We start from the raw sequence: 15,892 nt of genomic DNA, 5'->3' as shown, positions 1-15,892 counted from the left end.
CCTATTTATTCGTTACGCACCTTTATCTACAAGAAAACATAACGACCTCTTATTATACCAATTATCACCATTTATTTATACAAAAAATATAATATTAGAATTGAAAGATTATAATAAGCAAGTTTACATTACTGTATAAATTTTTGACATCCTCATTTTATATTTGTCTAGGTTTTTTGACACAAAACTCCCGCTTCTCTTTTATTGTCAATAAGTATATTGGCACAAGTTTTGCTTTATTAAATATAAAAAGGAGGCATTAAAATGAATATAAGAATAACTAATATCCAAAAACAACTACATAAGTACGTAATTGACGGGTTACTTATTACAAAAAAAGAAAACCGCCAATATGCAACAGGCTTTACAGGTAGTGCTGGCGCCGTCTTAATCTCTGCCGATCAAGCTGTTTTTATAACAGATTTCCGCTATGTAGATCAAGCAAAATCACAAATAAAAGATGCTGAAATTATTATGCATAAAGGAAATTTAGAGGAAGAAGTTGCAAATCAAGTGTCAAAATTAAACATTCAAAAACTCGGAATTGAAGAAAACAACATGACATTGCAACAATATAAAAACTTGCAAAAGTACGTACAGGCGGAAATGATTCAAGTTTGCGAAATTATCGAAAATATTCGTATCATTAAAGACACGCCTGAAATAGAAATAATGAAAATTGCAGCTAATATTGCGGACGAAGCATTTCACCACATTCTTACGTTTCTAAAACCAGGAATAAGTGAAAATACTGTACGAGATGAATTAGAGTTTTTCATGCGAAAAAAAGGTGCTGCATCTTCATCATTTCAAATTATTGTAGCTTCTGGTGTTCGTTCTTCCCTTCCACATGGAGTTGCATCAAATAAAATAATTGAACGAGGCGACATCGTTACATTAGATTTCGGTGCACTTTACGACGGATATTGTTCCGATATAACACGTACTGTAGTAATCGGGGAACCATCAGAAGAATTCAAAAAGATATACAATATTGTACTTGAAGCATTAAAACGCGGGACTGAAGCGATTAAACCTGGAGAAACTGCAAAACGTATCGATGATATAACGAGAAACTACATTACTGAGCATGGATACGGTCAATATTTTGGACATTCTACTGGTCATGGTCTTGGATTAGAAATTCATGAACCTCTCCGCCTATCCCAAGAAAGTAAGGCTACTTTAGAAGAGGGTATGGTCGTTACAGTTGAACCAGGTATTTACATACCGAACTGGGGCGGTTGTAGAATTGAAGATGATATTGTCATTACAAAAGACGGATATGAAGTTATTACAAAATCAAATAGAGAACTAATTGTAATCCCTTGTTAATATTTTGAAATTTCCAACAGGATTTTTTCTCTGCACATAGAATTCCTTCTCTGGAGTATTCGTTTCAAGAGGGGGAATTGTAATTGAACTTTGTAATCGATAAAATAGATGGTTTACATCCTGAATTTTCCAAACTAGTTTCCATGATGAATTACGCTCGCTATACAACAATGCAAGCGGTGGAAGATTTAACAATGGAAGAACTTGATTATTTATATAATGAGGAAGCAAATTCAATCGGCATGCTATTATATCACATGGCTGCTGTTGAATTTTACTACCAGATTCATACTTTTGAAGACCGCGAACCAACGGAGGCCGAACTAGAAAGATGGTTACCTGGCCTCGAGTTAGAAGCTCTTGGACGTAAGGAAATAAAAGGAAACTCTATAGAATTTTATATTGATACATTACAAGAAGTACGTTCCAAAACAATTGAAACATTCCAATCGTTACCTGATGAATGGCTGTTTAAAACGACAGACTTTTGGTATGACAAACAAGCAAATAACTATTTTAAGTGGTTTCACGTATTTGAAGATGAAATCAATCATCGCGGACAAATTCGTTTAATTAAGAAGATGCAAAAAGCTCATTCAATAAAGTAAGAAAGTGCCACCAGATAAGGTGGCACTTTCTTCTATTATTCATTAACGAATAGCTTTTCATTTACTGTTTTAGTGACTACCGCTACCAACATTAAAATGCAAATTAAATATAGCAATTTCGTAATAAATAACCACCCTTGAAACATTACAATTCCATCTATTATCTCATTTCCCTTCAGTAACAAAAACGGAATCGTACTAATTATCATGACAAACTCAATACTGAATACAATTTTCTTTTTTCGGCTATATGCTTTCCACTCATCCCAGCGATACATAGGAGCAAAAATCAATACTCCTATACATAATATAACTGGTACCCATTCACTTTTTAAAAATTGCCCTGAAATAACTGATAATAGTAAACAAACGAGCACACCATAATAACCTATTTTCTCTCTCATTCGTACTCCCCCATTCTACTTCTCCTTTAATATGTAACTTGCTATGCTTATAACAATTCTTAGAAAAATAACTACTACAATTACAATATAAAGACTTTTTGCAGACGACATCCATTCTTGAAAAATAGACATTTTCTTCATTTGTTTCTGACCCTCTATTAAAATAACTCCTACGAATAATGAACAAACAACGATGATACCTATCATAATTCCAATACTTTTCTTGCTATATTGTTTCATATCATCCCAGTTATATAAAAGTATAAGTACAAACCCAAAAACAGGTATAATACTGATCCATTCATTGCTTGTAAACAAATTTAAAATGATTAATAGACTACAAGAGAGAATAAAGCCCCAAAACCCAATTATTTTGCGCATAAGCCCTCCTTTAATTCCATTTTTAGGATTAATTGTATTTTAACATCCATTTTTTTAACCTTGCCACTACGGTACATGAAATTTTGGTTTTTCGGTTTCCTATACTCACATACTCTCCCTACTTTCATACAATAAACTACACGAATGCCTAAAGGATGTGAATGTTATGGGAGTTGAATTAACGCTATTACACGCTCTCTATGTTATTTGTTTACTCACCATTATTACCTTTTTTATTTTCCGAAAGGATACGACGATTATTTGTATCGTTTTCATCTTTTTATTAGCATTAACTGCTACAAGTTCTATCCCTCTTGCCGTTAGCGGCATTTTTCAAAGTTTTATTTACGCTATTACTGAGCTATTACCAACTATATTAATCATTTCCATTATCGTATCCATGAGCAATTTACTCGTTCATACTGGCATAAATGATACAATGATTTCACCATTTACAAAGATGATTCGTACCCCTACCCTCGCCTACTGGATTATCGGTCTTTTGATGATGACAATTTCTTTCTTCTTTTGGCCTTCTCCAGCTGTTGCCTTAATGGGAGCTATTTTATTACCGGTTGCTGTACGTGTCGGCCTTCCGCCAATTGGAGTGGCAATTGCTATGAACTTATTCGGTCATGGGATTGCTTTATCCGGCGACTTCGTTATACAAGGCGCACCAAAATTAACCGCAGACGCTGCTGGTCTTCCTGTTTCTAGCGTTGTTTCTGCAAGTGTTCCACTCGTTATCATTATGGGCATTGTGACAACTTCCGTCGCTTTTTTCTTCTTACGAAAAGAATTTCATACAGGCTTATCTATACAAGAGTCTATTTCATCAACTGCGTCTTCTAAAACACTCACTTCATTATCTACTCGGACAAAAAAATGGCTCGCTATTTGTATTCCGATCGTATATGCCATCGATATCCTTTGCATGATTCAATTTAAACTACAAGGAGGCGACGCAACTGCACTTATCGGCGGAACAACTGTTATTATGATTATCATCATTTCTCTCATCGCCTACAAAGGTAATGGACTGAATAAAACGACCGATTACTTTATAGAAGGGCTCCAATTTGGCTTTAAAATTTTCGGACCAGTTATTCCTATCGCTGCACTCTTTTATTTAGGAGATAGTGGCTTTGTGAAAATTATCGGGGACTATTTACCGAAAGGTTCACACGGAATCATTAACGACTTAGGCATCGCTTTATCTCAAACTGTTCCTTTAAATCAATATGTATCGGCAGGGACATTAACTATCGTTGGTGTCATTACCGGCTTAGATGGATCAGGTTTTTCAGGTATATCACTTGCTGGTTCCATTGCCAATCTTTTCGGAACAGCACTTGGCCATGGAACAGCTACATTAACAGCACTCGGGCAAATTGCAGCTATATGGACCGGGGGCGGGACGTTAATTCCTTGGGCACTTATTCCTGCCGCTGCGATTTGTAAAGTCGATCCATTTGAACTTGCACGTCGAAACTTTTTACCAGTTATGATTGGCTTAATTGTCACCACGAGCGTTGCGATGTTTATTCTATAGCGTAAGCAAGTGTTCTCTTGCTTACGTTTTTTGCTTGTAAAATTCATCATGAATGATCAGTTTTCAAGAGGGATTCGTTATTACTTAGCGAAATTATATTAGGAGAGTAATCATTTCAAAACGTTTATAAGAAACAGATTACTGCAATTAGAAAAGGGGACATACCTATGAATGAATTGATTTTCGTCTTATTAATTTGTCCGTTATTTATCTTTATCGTATCTGTTATTGGAACACGCAAAACGAAAACGTATTACGTAATGCCGATTGTAACGTTTGCTAGTTTTTTAATAATAGGTGTTATCGCCTTTACTCCAAAATTTTTCTTTTGGGTTGGCATGTACAGCATCTTCTCATTTATTGTTTCTTATATGACGCTATTGTTTGTGAAAGGATATGAGGTTGCTGAAAACGCTAAATAGTTGTTAGCAAGGAGACAGGAATATGATTTTCTTTGATATTGATGGAACTTTACATGAAGTTTTAACAATAATATAAAAAAACGACTGCGTTCCCCCGCAGTCGTCTTTTTTCGTGTTACGCTGTGATCCAAGCTTCGTTAGCTGGATTTTTACGCCACTCTTGTAATTTTTTCGTTTCAGCTTGTCCGATCATACCTTTTTCTGCTGCAACTTCAGTTAATGCACTGTAATCACTTAAAGAATATGATGCTACGTTCGCTGCTTCTAACTTTTCTTTTCCTGCTTCTAGCTCGTATGTGAAGATTGATACGATTCCTAATACTTCACAGCCAGCTTCGCGAAGTGCTTCTACACATGTAATTGCACTGCCGCCAGTTGAAATTAAGTCTTCTACTACTACAACTTTTTGACCTTTTTCAGCTTTTCCTTCGATTTGATTCCCTTTACCGTGACCTTTTGCTTTACTACGTACGTAGCACATTGGTAAATCCATACGATCACTTACCCATGCCGCGTGCGCAATACCAGCAGTTGCTGTTCCTGCAATAACTTCTACAGTTGGGAAGTGCTCTTTAATTAACTCTTCTAATCCAGCTGCAATCGCTTGACGTACTTTCGGATAAGATAAAGTTAAACGGTTATCACAATAAATTGGTGATTTCATACCTGAAGACCATGTGAATGGATCATTCGGTTGTAAAAATACTGCTCCAATTTCTAATAAATGCGATGCGATTTCTTTTTTCATACTGTTACACCTTCCCACTGTTGTTTTACTGTTTTATACGCTTCAAGCGGATTTTCTGCTTTTGTAATACTACGTCCAACTACGATATAGCTTGAGCCAAGTTCCCTCGCACGTTTCGGTGTTGCTACGCGCACCTGGTCATTTACATCATCGCTTGCAAGACGAATCCCCGGTGTTACTGTTACAAATTCATTTCCGCATACTTCACGTAATTTTGGAACTTCAAGCGTTGAACAAACAACGCCATCCAGTCCACTTTCTTTCGTTAATTTTGCATAATGAGCAACCGCTTCTTCTAACGTTTTCTCAATGCCGATCTCTTTTTTCATCATAGCTTCCGAAGTGCTTGTTAGTTGTGTAACTGCAATACAAATCGGTCTCTCTTTTCCTTCTTGCTTACCTTCCTCTAATCCCTCAATCGCAGCTTTCATCATGCTGCTTCCCCCAGCAGCATGAACATTTACCATATCAACATCTAGACTAGCTAGGCTACGCATAGCGCTTTTTACCGTATTTGGAATATCATGAAGTTTTAAATCTAGAAAGATCTTATGCCCTTTTTCTTTTAAGTACGAAATAATCGCAGGGCCTTCTTTGTAAAATAACTCCATACCAACTTTAACAAATAACTCTTCCCCTTCAAAGTGGCGCAAGAATTGTTCTACATCTTGTTTCCCCGGAAAATCTAGTGCAACGATTAACGACTGTGACATGTTTGCTTCCAGCTCCTTCCTTGACATTCCGAAATGTGATCAAATCCTAATTCATCTAGTAATGCTGGTAACTCTTCAATAATTGTCGGACATACGAACGGATCGATAAAGTTCGCTGTACCTACTGCAACTGCGCTTGCGCCAGCGTAGAAGAATTCAATTACATCTTCCGCTGTTTCAATACCACCCATTCCGATAATTGGAATGTTAACCGCTTGGCTTACTTCATGTACCATACGAATTGCTACTGGCTTAATCGCAGGACCTGATAATCCGCCTGTACGGTTTGCTAAAATTGGTTTAGCTGTTTTTAAATCTAGACGCATACCAAGCAATGTATTAATCATCGTTAAACCATCTGCACCTGCATTTTCAATCGCTTTTGCAATCTCCACAATGTTTGCCACGTTCGGTGACAACTTCACATATACAGGTACTTCAGAAACCTCTTTTACTCGCTTCGTTAAATCAGCAGCAATTTCAGGATTTGTACCAAAGGCGATACCACCTGTTTTTACGTTTGGACAAGAAATATTTAATTCCAGTGCATGGACATTAGGCGCTTTAGAAATTTCCTTTGCAACCGCTACGTAATCCTCAGCTTGTGAACCTGCAACGTTTGCAATGATTGGAAGGTCAAATTGTTCTAACCATGGTAATTCAGAATTCATTACTTTTTCTAATCCTGGGTTTTGAAGTCCGATTGCATTTAACATGCCACCCGGTGTTTCAGCAACACGAGGCGTAGGATTTCCATAGCGTGGTTGTTCTGTCGTCGCTTTGATCATGATTGATCCTAGTACACTTAAATCGTAAAACTGTGCATATTCACGACCAAATCCAAAGCATCCAGATGCCGGTATAATTGGATTTTTTAATGATAATCCTGGTAATTCAACTTGCAATCTGTTCATAGTACAACCTCCCCGATTGGAAATACTGGTCCGTCGCTACACACCTTCTTGTAAGAATGTCCACTTGGATCTTCTTGTAAGTGGCATACACATGCGAAACAAGCTCCAATACCACAGCCCATACGTTCTTCTAATGAAATATAGGCTTTTTTCTCTTTGTAACGCCCTTCTAATGCACGAAGCATCGCTAACGGACCACATGAATAAAGAATATCAAAGTCAATTCCGTAATGATCAATTACATCTGTGACAAATCCTTTTGTACCGTGTGTACCGTCTACTGTCGCAACGTACGTATCACCAAGTTCTGCAAATTTTTCTTCATAGAAAACAACATCTTTCGTTTGAAAACCTAAGATGTGAATTACGCGTACACCTTTTGCAACGAGGCGCTGTGATAATTCATAAAGTGGTGGTACACCAATCCCCCCACCTACTAGTAAGGCTGTTTGACCAGCTTCTGCTTCTTCTACAGGAAAACCGTGCCCTAATGGTCCTAGTACGTCTACCATTTCACCTTGTTTTTTAGTGGCTAATGTTTTTGTTCCTTGTCCTTCCGCACGATATAGCATTGTAAATTCGTTCTTCTCTTGATCTACATTACAAATACTAATTGGGCGGCGCAGAAGGGGCGCAATGCCCTCTGCTACCTTAATGTGTACAAACTGCCCTGGTTCGTTCATTTGCTGTACTAAAGTTCCTTGAAGCACTAATTCGTAAATGTTCTTTGCGATTTCTTTTTGATTAACGACGATCATATTTTGCTTTTGCATCATGCATGTACCACCTCGTGACGCTTTGTTTGCGTAATTTCTTTCATTGAATGAGCTGAGAATGTCATAGATTCTAATACTCGTAAGATTGCTCTCGTTGTATCAAGTGATGTTAAGCAAGCTACACCATTTTCTACTGATTCACGGCGAATGCGGAAACCATCACGCGCTGGTTGTTTGCCTTTTGTTAATGTATTGATTACAAACTGTGCTTTTCCTTGGCGGATAATATCTAGTAAGTTGTAGTCTTCAGAATCAATTTTGTTTACAACTTGTACTGGGATATTTTGCTCTGTTAACGATTTTGCTGTTCCAGCTGTTGCTAATAAGTTATAGCCGATTTCATGGAAACGTTTTGCAATTTCCATCGCCTCTTCTTTATCTTTATCCGCTACAGTAATGATTACTGATCCGTGCGTTGGGATGTTAATTCCAGAAGCAACTAACCCTTTGTATAATGCTTTTTCAAGCGTTAAATCTTTACCCATTACTTCCCCTGTTGATTTCATTTCAGGTCCTAATGTTGTATCCACTGAGCGTAATTTCGCGAATGAGAATACCGGAGCTTTTACATATACTTCTTTCTCTTCTGGGTGATAGCCCGTTCCGTATCCTTGCTCTACTAGGTCTTGCCCTAGAATAACTTTCGTTGCAACGTTTGCCATTGGTACACCTGTAATTTTACTTAAGAATGGTACTGTACGGCTCGCACGTGGATTTACTTCAATTACGTACACTTGATCTTCGAATACGACAAACTGGATATTTAGTAATCCAACAATGTTTAATCCTTTTCCAAGTGCAATTGTATGTTCAATAATTTGTTCTTTTAATTTTTCAGATAAGCTTTGTGGTGGATATACTCCAATTGAGTCACCAGAGTGAACTCCAGCGCGTTCAATATGTTCCATAATACCTGGAATGAATACATTCTCACCGTCTGAAATTGCATCTACTTCAATTTCTTTACCGACCATGTAACGGTCGATTAATACTGGGTGATCTGCGTGAACTTTAACTGCATTTTTCATGTAGTGCAGTAGTTCTTCTTGACGATATACGATTTCCATCGCACGTCCACCTAGTACGTAAGATGGTCTTACTAATACTGGGTAACCAATTTCTTCTGCGATTGCTACCGCTTGTTCTACAGTCGTTGCTGTTTTACCAACTGGTTGTGGGATACCAAGTTTTGTTAAAGCAGCTTCGAATTTATCTCGATCTTCTGCACGGTCTAAGTCTTCAAGTGATGTTCCTAAAATCTTCACACCATGTTCTTCTAATTTTGCCGCTAAGTTAATCGCCGTTTGTCCACCGAACTGAACGATAACACCTTCTGGTTTTTCTAAATCGATGATGTGCATTACATCTTCAATCGTTAATGGTTCAAAGTATAATTTGTCAGAAATACTGAAGTCTGTTGAAACAGTTTCTGGGTTATTGTTAATGATAATCGCTTCATATCCAGCTTCTTTAATTGCCCATACTGAGTGAACTGTTGCATAGTCAAACTCAACACCTTGACCAATGCGGATCGGACCAGATCCTAGAACTACTACACTCTTACGATCTGTTACAATTGATTCGTTTTCCTCAGCGTATGTGCTGTAGTAATACGGTGTTGCAGATTCAAACTCTGCCGCACAAGTATCTACCATTTTGAATACCGGCGTCATATTATTTTCTTTACGCATATCGTAAATTTCGCGCTCCGTTTTGTTCCAAGCTGCTGCAATGTAGTGATCGCTGAAGCCCATTTCTTTTGCAGTTTGTAGTACTTCCATATTTCCTACATTCGCTTTTACTTCGCGTTCCATATTTACGATATTTTCAACTTTTTGTAAGAAGAAGAAGTCCATTTCACACCATTCGTTAATCTCTTCTTTCGTTACACCTTGACGAATTGCTTCTGCTACGATAAACAGTCGCTCATCATCTGCTTTAATAATGCGTTTTTTCATTGTTTCTTTATCAAGTTCTTTTAAGTGGTCTAATTCTAAGTGATAAATACCAAGTTCTAAAGAACGAACCGCTTTTAATAATGATTCTTCTAAGTTACGTCCGATTGACATAACCTCACCAGTTGCTTTCATTTGCGTTCCAAGTGTTCTGTTCGCTGATTCAAACTTATCAAATGGCCAGCGTGGAATTTTTGAAACAACATAGTCTAATGCTGGCTCGAAGCAAGCGTAAGTTTTTTGTGTTACTGGGTTTACGATTTCATCTAATGTTAAGCCGACTGCAATTTTCGCTGCTAATTTCGCAATTGGATATCCAGTTGCTTTAGATGCTAATGCAGATGAACGACTTACACGTGGGTTTACTTCGATTACATAGTATTGGAAGCTATATGGATCTAGTGCAAGCTGAACGTTACATCCACCTTCAATTCCTAGTGCACGAATAATTCGTAATGAAGTATTGCGTAACATTTGGTATTCACGGTCGCTTAGCGTTTGGCTCGGTGCTACAACGATAGAATCACCTGTATGAACACCAACTGGATCGATGTTTTCCATGTTACATACTACAATCGCGTTATCATTTGAATCACGCATTACTTCATATTCAATTTCTTTACAACCAGCAATACTTTTCTCTAATAAACATTGTGTTACTGGGCTATGTTTTAAACCACTTGTTACGATTTCAATTAACTCTTCTTCGTTATGGCAAATTCCGCCACCCGTTCCGCCTAATGTGAATGCTGGACGAACGATTACTGGATAACCAATTTCGTTTACAAAGCTATATGCTTCATCAAGGTTATGAATGATTTCACTTGGTGGTGTTGGTTCATTTAAATCTTGCATTAATGTACGGAACAAATCACGATCTTCCGCTTGCTCGATTGCCGATAATTTTGTTCCTAAAATTTCAACTCCGCACTCTTCAAGTACGCCTGATTTTGCAAGTTCAACAGCCATGTTTAAACCTGTTTGACCGCCTAATGTTGGTAAGATTGCATCTGGACGTTCTTTACGAATGATTCGGCTTACGAATTCTAATGTTAAAGGCTCAATGTATACTTTATCTGCAGTTGCAGTATCTGTCATAATTGTCGCTGGGTTAGAGTTAACAAGGATTACTTTGTAACCTTCCTCTTTAAGAGATTGACAAGCTTGTGTTCCAGAGTAGTCAAACTCCGCTGCTTGCCCAATTACAATTGGTCCTGACCCGATTACTAAAATTGTGTTAATGTCTAGGCGTTTTGGCATAACTCTTCCCCTTCTTTCTTGAAGTTTTCAATCATTGTTAAGAAATCTTCGAATAAATCATTTGCATCTTCTGGTCCTGCTGAAGCTTCTGGATGGTATTGAACTGTAAATGCTGGGAACTTCTTATGACGAAGACCTTCTACTGTTCCATCATTTAAAGCAACATGTGTAATTTCAAGTTCTGTATTTTCAACTGATTCTTCTTCTACTGCGTAACCATGGTTTTGAGATGTAATTGCTACTTTTCCAGTTGCAAGATTTTTTACTGGATGGTTTAAACCACGGTGACCGAATTTTAACTTACTTGTATTCGCACCAGATGCTAAAGCAAATAGTTGGTGTCCTAGGCAAATTCCGAATAAAGGAACTTTACCGATAATGTCTTTTAACATTTCAATTGCTTCTGGTACATCTTTTGGATCCCCAGGTCCGTTACTTAACATAATTCCATCTGGGCTAAGGCGTAAAATTTCTTCAGCTGTCGTGTTGTAAGGAACTACAATTACATCACAATCACGTTTATTTAATTCTCTTAAAATACCATGTTTCATACCGAAGTCTACTAATACAACACGATGTCCGCGGCCTGGGCTTGGGTATGGATCTTTCGTTGATACGCGTTTTACATGGTCTGTAAATACTGTCGCTTTTAATTGGCTTACGATGTATTCTACATCTGCATCCATGTTACAAAGGCGTCCGCGTAATGTACCGTATTGACGAATTTTTCTCGTTAATTTTCTCGTATCAATTCCTGCTAATCCTGGAATGTTTCTTTCTTTTAAGTAGTCATTTAACGAAATTTCATTACGGAAGTTTGATGGGTGATCACAAATTTCGTTTACGATTAAACCATTTACAGATGGGTGAATCGATTCAAAATCGTCACGGTTGATGCCGTAGTTTCCGATTAATGGGTACGTGAATGTTACAATTTGACCGCAATATGATGGATCAGATAATGTTTCTTGATATCCAGTCATTCCTGTTGTAAATACAACCTCACCTGACTTTTCGATTTCTCCTCCGAAACCTGTTCCAATTAATACTGTTCCATCTTCTAAGATAAGTTGTCTTTTCATACTAATGCACTCTCCTTTTGCCATGCGATCTTACCACCAACGATTGTCATTACCGGCCATCCTTGGCATTTCCAACCTGCGAATGGTGTATTTTTTCCTTTTGATAAGAATGTTGTTGGATCAATCTCTTCTTCTTGTTCTAAATCAATGATTGTAATATCAGCTGTTCTACCTTCTTTCAGGCGACCTGCTTCTAAGCCGAATGTATCAGCTGGCTTTTCTGTTAAGAATTGAATTAACTGTTCTAGTGTAATAATTCCTTTTTTCACAAGGTTTGTGTATAGAAGTGGGAATGCTGTTTCAAAACCAGTAATTCCGAACGGTGCTCTTTCAATTCCTTGCGCTTTCTCTTCCGCTGTATGCGGTGCATGATCAGTTGCAATCATATCGATTGTTCCATCTAATAAACCTTCAATTAATGCTGCATGATCCTCTTTTCCACGAAGCGGTGGGTTCATTTTAAAGTTAGGGTCAGCTGATGGGATATCATCTTCACATAACACTAAGTGATGGGGTGTTACTTCTGCTGTTACTTTAATTCCAGCGCGTTTCGCATCACGTATTACACGTACAGATCCTTTCGTACTTACATGACATACGTGATAGTGACAATCTGCCGCTTCAGCAAGCAGTATATCCCTTGCAATATGTACAGATTCACATACTGATGGGATACCGTTTAATCCGTGTTTCTCAGAAAACTTCCCTTCATGTACACAACCTTTATTAATAAGAGTATTCTCTTCACAGTGCGCAACTACTGCCATATTCAGTTTTGCTGCACGCTTCATAGCAGCTAACATCATGCTAGCATCTTGTACGCCTACACCGTCATCAGTGAAAGCAAATGCTCCAAGCTCTTTTAATGTTTCGAAATCTGTCATTTCAGAACCCGCTTGACGTACTGTAATTGCTCCATATGGTAGTACGTTAACATGTGCTTTTTCTTTAATACGATTTTGTAAGTCTTCCATATGTTCTCTGCAATCTGGTACTGGGCGTGTATTTGGCATTGCGCAAATTGTTGTGAATCCACCTTTTGCCGCTGCTAGCGTACCTGTTTCAATTGTTTCTTTATGTTCACCACCTGGTTCACGAAGGTGTACGTGTACATCTACTAATCCAGGTGCGATTAACTTTCCGTTCACATCGATTACTTCAGCATTATCTGCCGTAATATTTTCTGCTACCTTAGCGATTTTACCGTCTTGTACGAGAAGATCCGTTGCTACGATTTTTCCTTCTTCATTCATATAACGACCATTTTTAAACAAATAATTCATGTTTCATTCCTCCTAATACATTTGGTAAGGCGCGTTTTAGTACAGCCATTCTTACGTAAACTCCATTTTCCATTTGTTTAAATATGCGTGAACGCTCACACTCAACAAGTTCACTTGCAATTTCAACATCTCGGTTTACAGGAGCTGGATGCATAATAATGCTTCCTTCTTTCATACGCTTTTCTCTTTCTACTGTTAATCCGTGTTTCTCATGATACTCTTTCATAATGTCTGTTTCATAATGATCATGACGCTCATGTTGTACACGAAGTAGCATCATTACATCCACTTCCGGAACAAGTTCATCTAATGGTTTGTATGTTCCAAATGTGTTGTCTTCATCTTTCCACTCTTCTGGACTTGCAAAGTAAATTGTTGCACCTAGCTTCGTTAATGCTTCTGCATTCGAACGTGCTACTCGGCTATGACGAACATCTCCTACTATCGCAATCTTCAAACCTTCAAATCTTCCAAATTCTTGTTTAATTGTAAGAAGGTCGAGTAGGCACTGCGTTGGGTGGTTTCCACATCCATCTCCAGCGTTTAAGATCGGGATCTTCACCTGATCTTTTAGTTCATCGAAGTAGCGATCTTGCTCATGGCGGATGACCACTGCTTTTGTTCCGATTGATTCTAGTGTTCTTATCGTATCGTATAAAGTTTCTCCTTTTTGTACGCTAGATGCATCCGCTGAAAAGTTTAAAACATCAAGTCCTAATCTCTTCTCAGCAACTTCAAAGCTAAATCTCGTTCTCGTACTATTCTCAAAGAACAAGTTTGCAACAAAAGTTTGCTCTGTCGTTTTGCTCTCTTTTCCATTCGCAAAATCTTCTGCGTCTTTTAGGATTTCTGAAATTTCTACTTCCGATAATTCACTCATCGTTAACAAATGGCTCATCGTCATCCCTCATCTTTCTGATTTTTATGTTACCACTTTTGTATTTTTATAACAACATTTACATAAAAATACCCTAGTCATGTGAGACTAGGGTGCAAGAAAGAAGCCACCCTTTCCGGTCTCACAGGACTGAATTAAAAGGTTATTATTATGAAGCAATCTGCTTAGATTGTTTTATTTGTTTCGTTTCCGGTAGTAGATTTAACAGTACACCTACAATTGCTGTTAGTGCCATTCCTTCTACTTGGAATGATTCTCCTACGTGAAGTACCGCTCCACCAATACCGATTACTAGTATTACTGATGCAATCATTAAGTTTCGTTTGTCACTTAAATCTGTTTTATCGTCTACCATCATGCGTAATCCGCTTGATGCGATTACACCGAATAGTAAGATTGATACACCACCCATAACTGGTGTGGGGATCGAATGAATCAGTGCAGAAATCTTACCGATAAATCCGAACATGATTGCGAATACCGCTGAACCGATGAATAAGTATACACTGTACGCTCTTGTAATTGCTAGCACACCGATGTTTTCACCATACGTTGTATTCGGTGGTCCACCGATTAGTGATGCGATTAATGTGGCTACTCCATCACCGAAGATTGAACGGTGTAAACCTGGTTTTTTAATTAAATCTCTTTTAATAACATTTCCTAATACAATTTGATGTCCGATATGTTCTGAAATTGTTACTAGTGCAACTGGTACCATCAAGAGTACGATCTTCCATGAAAACTCTGGTGTGTATGTTACAAATGGTACTGTGAAATCTGGTACAACAAACCATTTTGCCTCAGCTACCGGCTTTAAGTCTACTAGCCCTTGGAAGTAAGCGAAAATATATCCGCCGATAATGCCAAGTAACACTGGTATGATACTGAAAAATCCTCTTCCGAATATTGAGCATATAATTGTAATTGCTAATGTTACTAATGCTACTGAAAAGTGTGTAAAGCTATATTTGCCATCCGCACCATTCATCGCCATGTTAACTGCTGTATGTGCTAAAGCTAGACCGATTACCATTACTACTGGACCAACTACGATTGGTGGTAGTAATTTCATAATCCACTTTGATCCTGATTTCTTAATTCCGATTGAGATTAAGATATACACAAGCCCTGCTAGCAACCCACCAAGCATTGCTGCTCCTGGTCCACCTGCCGTTTTTGCTGTTATAATCGGTGCGATAAAGGCGAATGATGATCCTAGATAGGCAGGTACTTGACCTTTCGTTATAAGAAGAAACGCTAACGTTCCTAATCCACTTGATATTAATGCTACTGACGGATTCAATCCTGTTAAAAACGGAACAAGCACTGTTGATCCAAACATCGCGAACAAATGTTGTATACTTAAAAATAACCATTTTCCCGGTTTCGGTACTTCATTAACGTCTAACACTGGCTTTTGTTCCATTGTTACATCCTCCTTCAGTTTAAATCTTTGCAATAAAAAAACTCTTTGTGCCTGTGCACAAAGAGTCCTACACTTTCGTATGCCAAATTTGACATATGAAAGCCAAGACCCTTTGGCAGCCTCACAGGACTA

The 15,892-nt window shown here is 37.9% G+C and carries 15 protein-coding genes; 4 read left to right on the top strand and 11 right to left on the bottom strand.

Features of this window, described 5'->3' with window-relative positions; genetic code table 11:
* Positions 1–264: 264 nt before the first annotated feature.
* A complete protein-coding gene (locus PDQ33_RS00320) occupies positions 265–1,335 on the top strand; it encodes a M24 family metallopeptidase (protein ID WP_061131597.1) in 1,071 nt (356 codons plus the stop codon).
* 83 nt (positions 1,336–1,418) lie between these two features.
* Positions 1,419–1,943 (top strand): DinB family protein, encoded by a 525-nt coding sequence (locus PDQ33_RS00315; protein WP_270754430.1) that lies wholly within the window; start codon positions 1,419–1,421, stop codon positions 1,941–1,943.
* Positions 1,944–1,978: 35 nt separating this feature from the next.
* Here PDQ33_RS00315 and PDQ33_RS00310 read toward each other — a convergent pair whose 3' ends face one another.
* Positions 1,979–2,347: a YoqO family protein gene (locus PDQ33_RS00310; protein WP_001208265.1), complete on the bottom strand. Its 369-nt coding sequence runs from the start codon at positions 2,345–2,347 to the stop codon at positions 1,979–1,981.
* 15 nt (positions 2,348–2,362) lie between these two features.
* On the bottom strand, positions 2,363–2,728 hold the full coding sequence (locus PDQ33_RS00305; RefSeq protein WP_001226108.1) for a YoqO family protein: 366 nt from the start codon (positions 2,726–2,728) through the stop codon (positions 2,363–2,365).
* Between the two features lie 166 nt (positions 2,729–2,894).
* On the opposite strand from PDQ33_RS00305, the gene PDQ33_RS00300 reads away from it, so the two are divergent.
* Complete coding sequence (locus PDQ33_RS00300; RefSeq protein WP_270754431.1) at positions 2,895–4,280, top strand: hypothetical protein; 1,386 nt, start codon at positions 2,895–2,897, stop codon at positions 4,278–4,280.
* 167 nt (positions 4,281–4,447) lie between these two features.
* A complete protein-coding gene (locus tag PDQ33_RS00295) occupies positions 4,448–4,702 on the top strand; it encodes a YbeF family protein (protein WP_001003915.1) in 255 nt (84 codons plus the stop codon).
* A gap of 115 nt (positions 4,703–4,817) precedes the next feature.
* Here the strand turns inward: PDQ33_RS00295 and pyrE are convergent, their stop codons facing one another.
* The 9 genes from pyrE to uraA form a co-directional block, all read right to left on the bottom strand.
* On the bottom strand, positions 4,818–5,450 hold the full coding sequence (pyrE, locus tag PDQ33_RS00290; protein WP_000711449.1) for an orotate phosphoribosyltransferase: 633 nt from the start codon (positions 5,448–5,450) through the stop codon (positions 4,818–4,820).
* Entirely contained in the window at positions 5,447–6,163 is a 717-nt protein-coding gene (pyrF, locus tag PDQ33_RS00285; RefSeq protein ID WP_061131595.1) for an orotidine-5'-phosphate decarboxylase, read from the bottom strand. Before pyrF ends, pyrE begins: the two co-directional genes overlap by 4 nt.
* On the bottom strand, positions 6,148–7,077 hold the full coding sequence (gene pyrD / locus PDQ33_RS00280) for a dihydroorotate oxidase B catalytic subunit (RefSeq protein ID WP_001081057.1): 930 nt from the start codon (positions 7,075–7,077) through the stop codon (positions 6,148–6,150). The genes pyrF and pyrD overlap by 16 nt, the downstream gene beginning before the upstream one ends.
* Positions 7,074–7,853 carry a dihydroorotate oxidase B electron transfer subunit gene (gene pyrK / locus PDQ33_RS00275; protein ID WP_000983352.1) on the bottom strand — a complete coding sequence of 260 codons (780 nt, stop codon included), beginning with the start codon at positions 7,851–7,853 and terminating at the stop codon, positions 7,074–7,076. The genes pyrD and pyrK overlap by 4 nt, the downstream gene beginning before the upstream one ends.
* Complete coding sequence (gene carB, locus PDQ33_RS00270) at positions 7,850–11,068, bottom strand: carbamoyl-phosphate synthase large subunit (protein ID WP_061131594.1); 3,219 nt, start codon at positions 11,066–11,068, stop codon at positions 7,850–7,852. Before carB ends, pyrK begins: the two co-directional genes overlap by 4 nt.
* Complete coding sequence (locus tag PDQ33_RS00265) at positions 11,053–12,150, bottom strand: carbamoyl phosphate synthase small subunit (RefSeq protein ID WP_000828682.1); 1,098 nt, start codon at positions 12,148–12,150, stop codon at positions 11,053–11,055. The genes carB and PDQ33_RS00265 overlap by 16 nt, the downstream gene beginning before the upstream one ends.
* Positions 12,147–13,433, bottom strand: coding sequence for a dihydroorotase (gene pyrC / locus PDQ33_RS00260; protein WP_001108374.1), 1,287 nt, complete (start codon positions 13,431–13,433; stop codon positions 12,147–12,149). The genes PDQ33_RS00265 and pyrC overlap by 4 nt, the downstream gene beginning before the upstream one ends.
* Positions 13,417–14,331 (bottom strand): aspartate carbamoyltransferase, encoded by a 915-nt coding sequence (gene pyrB, locus PDQ33_RS00255; protein ID WP_061131593.1) that lies wholly within the window; start codon positions 14,329–14,331, stop codon positions 13,417–13,419. Before pyrB ends, pyrC begins: the two co-directional genes overlap by 17 nt.
* A gap of 148 nt (positions 14,332–14,479) precedes the next feature.
* Positions 14,480–15,760 (bottom strand): uracil permease, encoded by a 1,281-nt coding sequence (uraA, locus tag PDQ33_RS00250; protein ID WP_270392346.1) that lies wholly within the window; start codon positions 15,758–15,760, stop codon positions 14,480–14,482.
* Positions 15,761–15,892 lie beyond the last annotated feature (132 nt).

Source organism: Bacillus cereus group sp. Bc031, assembly GCF_027716265.1.
GTDB classification, from domain to species: Bacteria; Bacillota; Bacilli; order Bacillales; family Bacillaceae_G; genus Bacillus_A; species Bacillus_A paranthracis.
The sequence above is the reverse complement of the archived record's forward strand: the minus strand, read 5'-3'. Positions and strand labels throughout refer to the sequence as shown.

Coding starts and splice junctions, on each gene's coding strand:
- PDQ33_RS00320 (WP_061131597.1), top strand. CDS start 265: ATGAATATAAGAATAACTAATATCCAAAAACAACTACATAAGTACGTA.
- PDQ33_RS00310 (WP_001208265.1), bottom strand. CDS start 2,347: ATGAGAGAGAAAATAGGTTATTATGGTGTGCTCGTTTGTTTACTATTA.
- PDQ33_RS00305 (WP_001226108.1), bottom strand. CDS start 2,728: ATGCGCAAAATAATTGGGTTTTGGGGCTTTATTCTCTCTTGTAGTCTA.
- PDQ33_RS00300 (WP_270754431.1), top strand. CDS start 2,895: ATGGGAGTTGAATTAACGCTATTACACGCTCTCTATGTTATTTGTTTA.
- PDQ33_RS00295 (WP_001003915.1), top strand. CDS start 4,448: ATGAATGAATTGATTTTCGTCTTATTAATTTGTCCGTTATTTATCTTT.
- pyrE (WP_000711449.1), bottom strand. CDS start 5,450: ATGAAAAAAGAAATCGCATCGCATTTATTAGAAATTGGAGCAGTATTT.
- pyrF (WP_061131595.1), bottom strand. CDS start 6,163: ATGTCACAGTCGTTAATCGTTGCACTAGATTTTCCGGGGAAACAAGAT.
- pyrD (WP_001081057.1), bottom strand. CDS start 7,077: ATGAACAGATTGCAAGTTGAATTACCAGGATTATCATTAAAAAATCCA.
- pyrK (WP_000983352.1), bottom strand. CDS start 7,853: ATGATGCAAAAGCAAAATATGATCGTCGTTAATCAAAAAGAAATCGCA.
- carB (WP_061131594.1), bottom strand. CDS start 11,068: ATGCCAAAACGCCTAGACATTAACACAATTTTAGTAATCGGGTCAGGA.
- PDQ33_RS00265 (WP_000828682.1), bottom strand. CDS start 12,150: ATGAAAAGACAACTTATCTTAGAAGATGGAACAGTATTAATTGGAACA.
- pyrC (WP_001108374.1), bottom strand. CDS start 13,433: ATGAATTATTTGTTTAAAAATGGTCGTTATATGAATGAAGAAGGAAAA.
- pyrB (WP_061131593.1), bottom strand. CDS start 14,331: ATGAGCCATTTGTTAACGATGAGTGAATTATCGGAAGTAGAAATTTCA.
- uraA (WP_270392346.1), bottom strand. CDS start 15,760: ATGGAACAAAAGCCAGTGTTAGACGTTAATGAAGTACCGAAACCGGGA.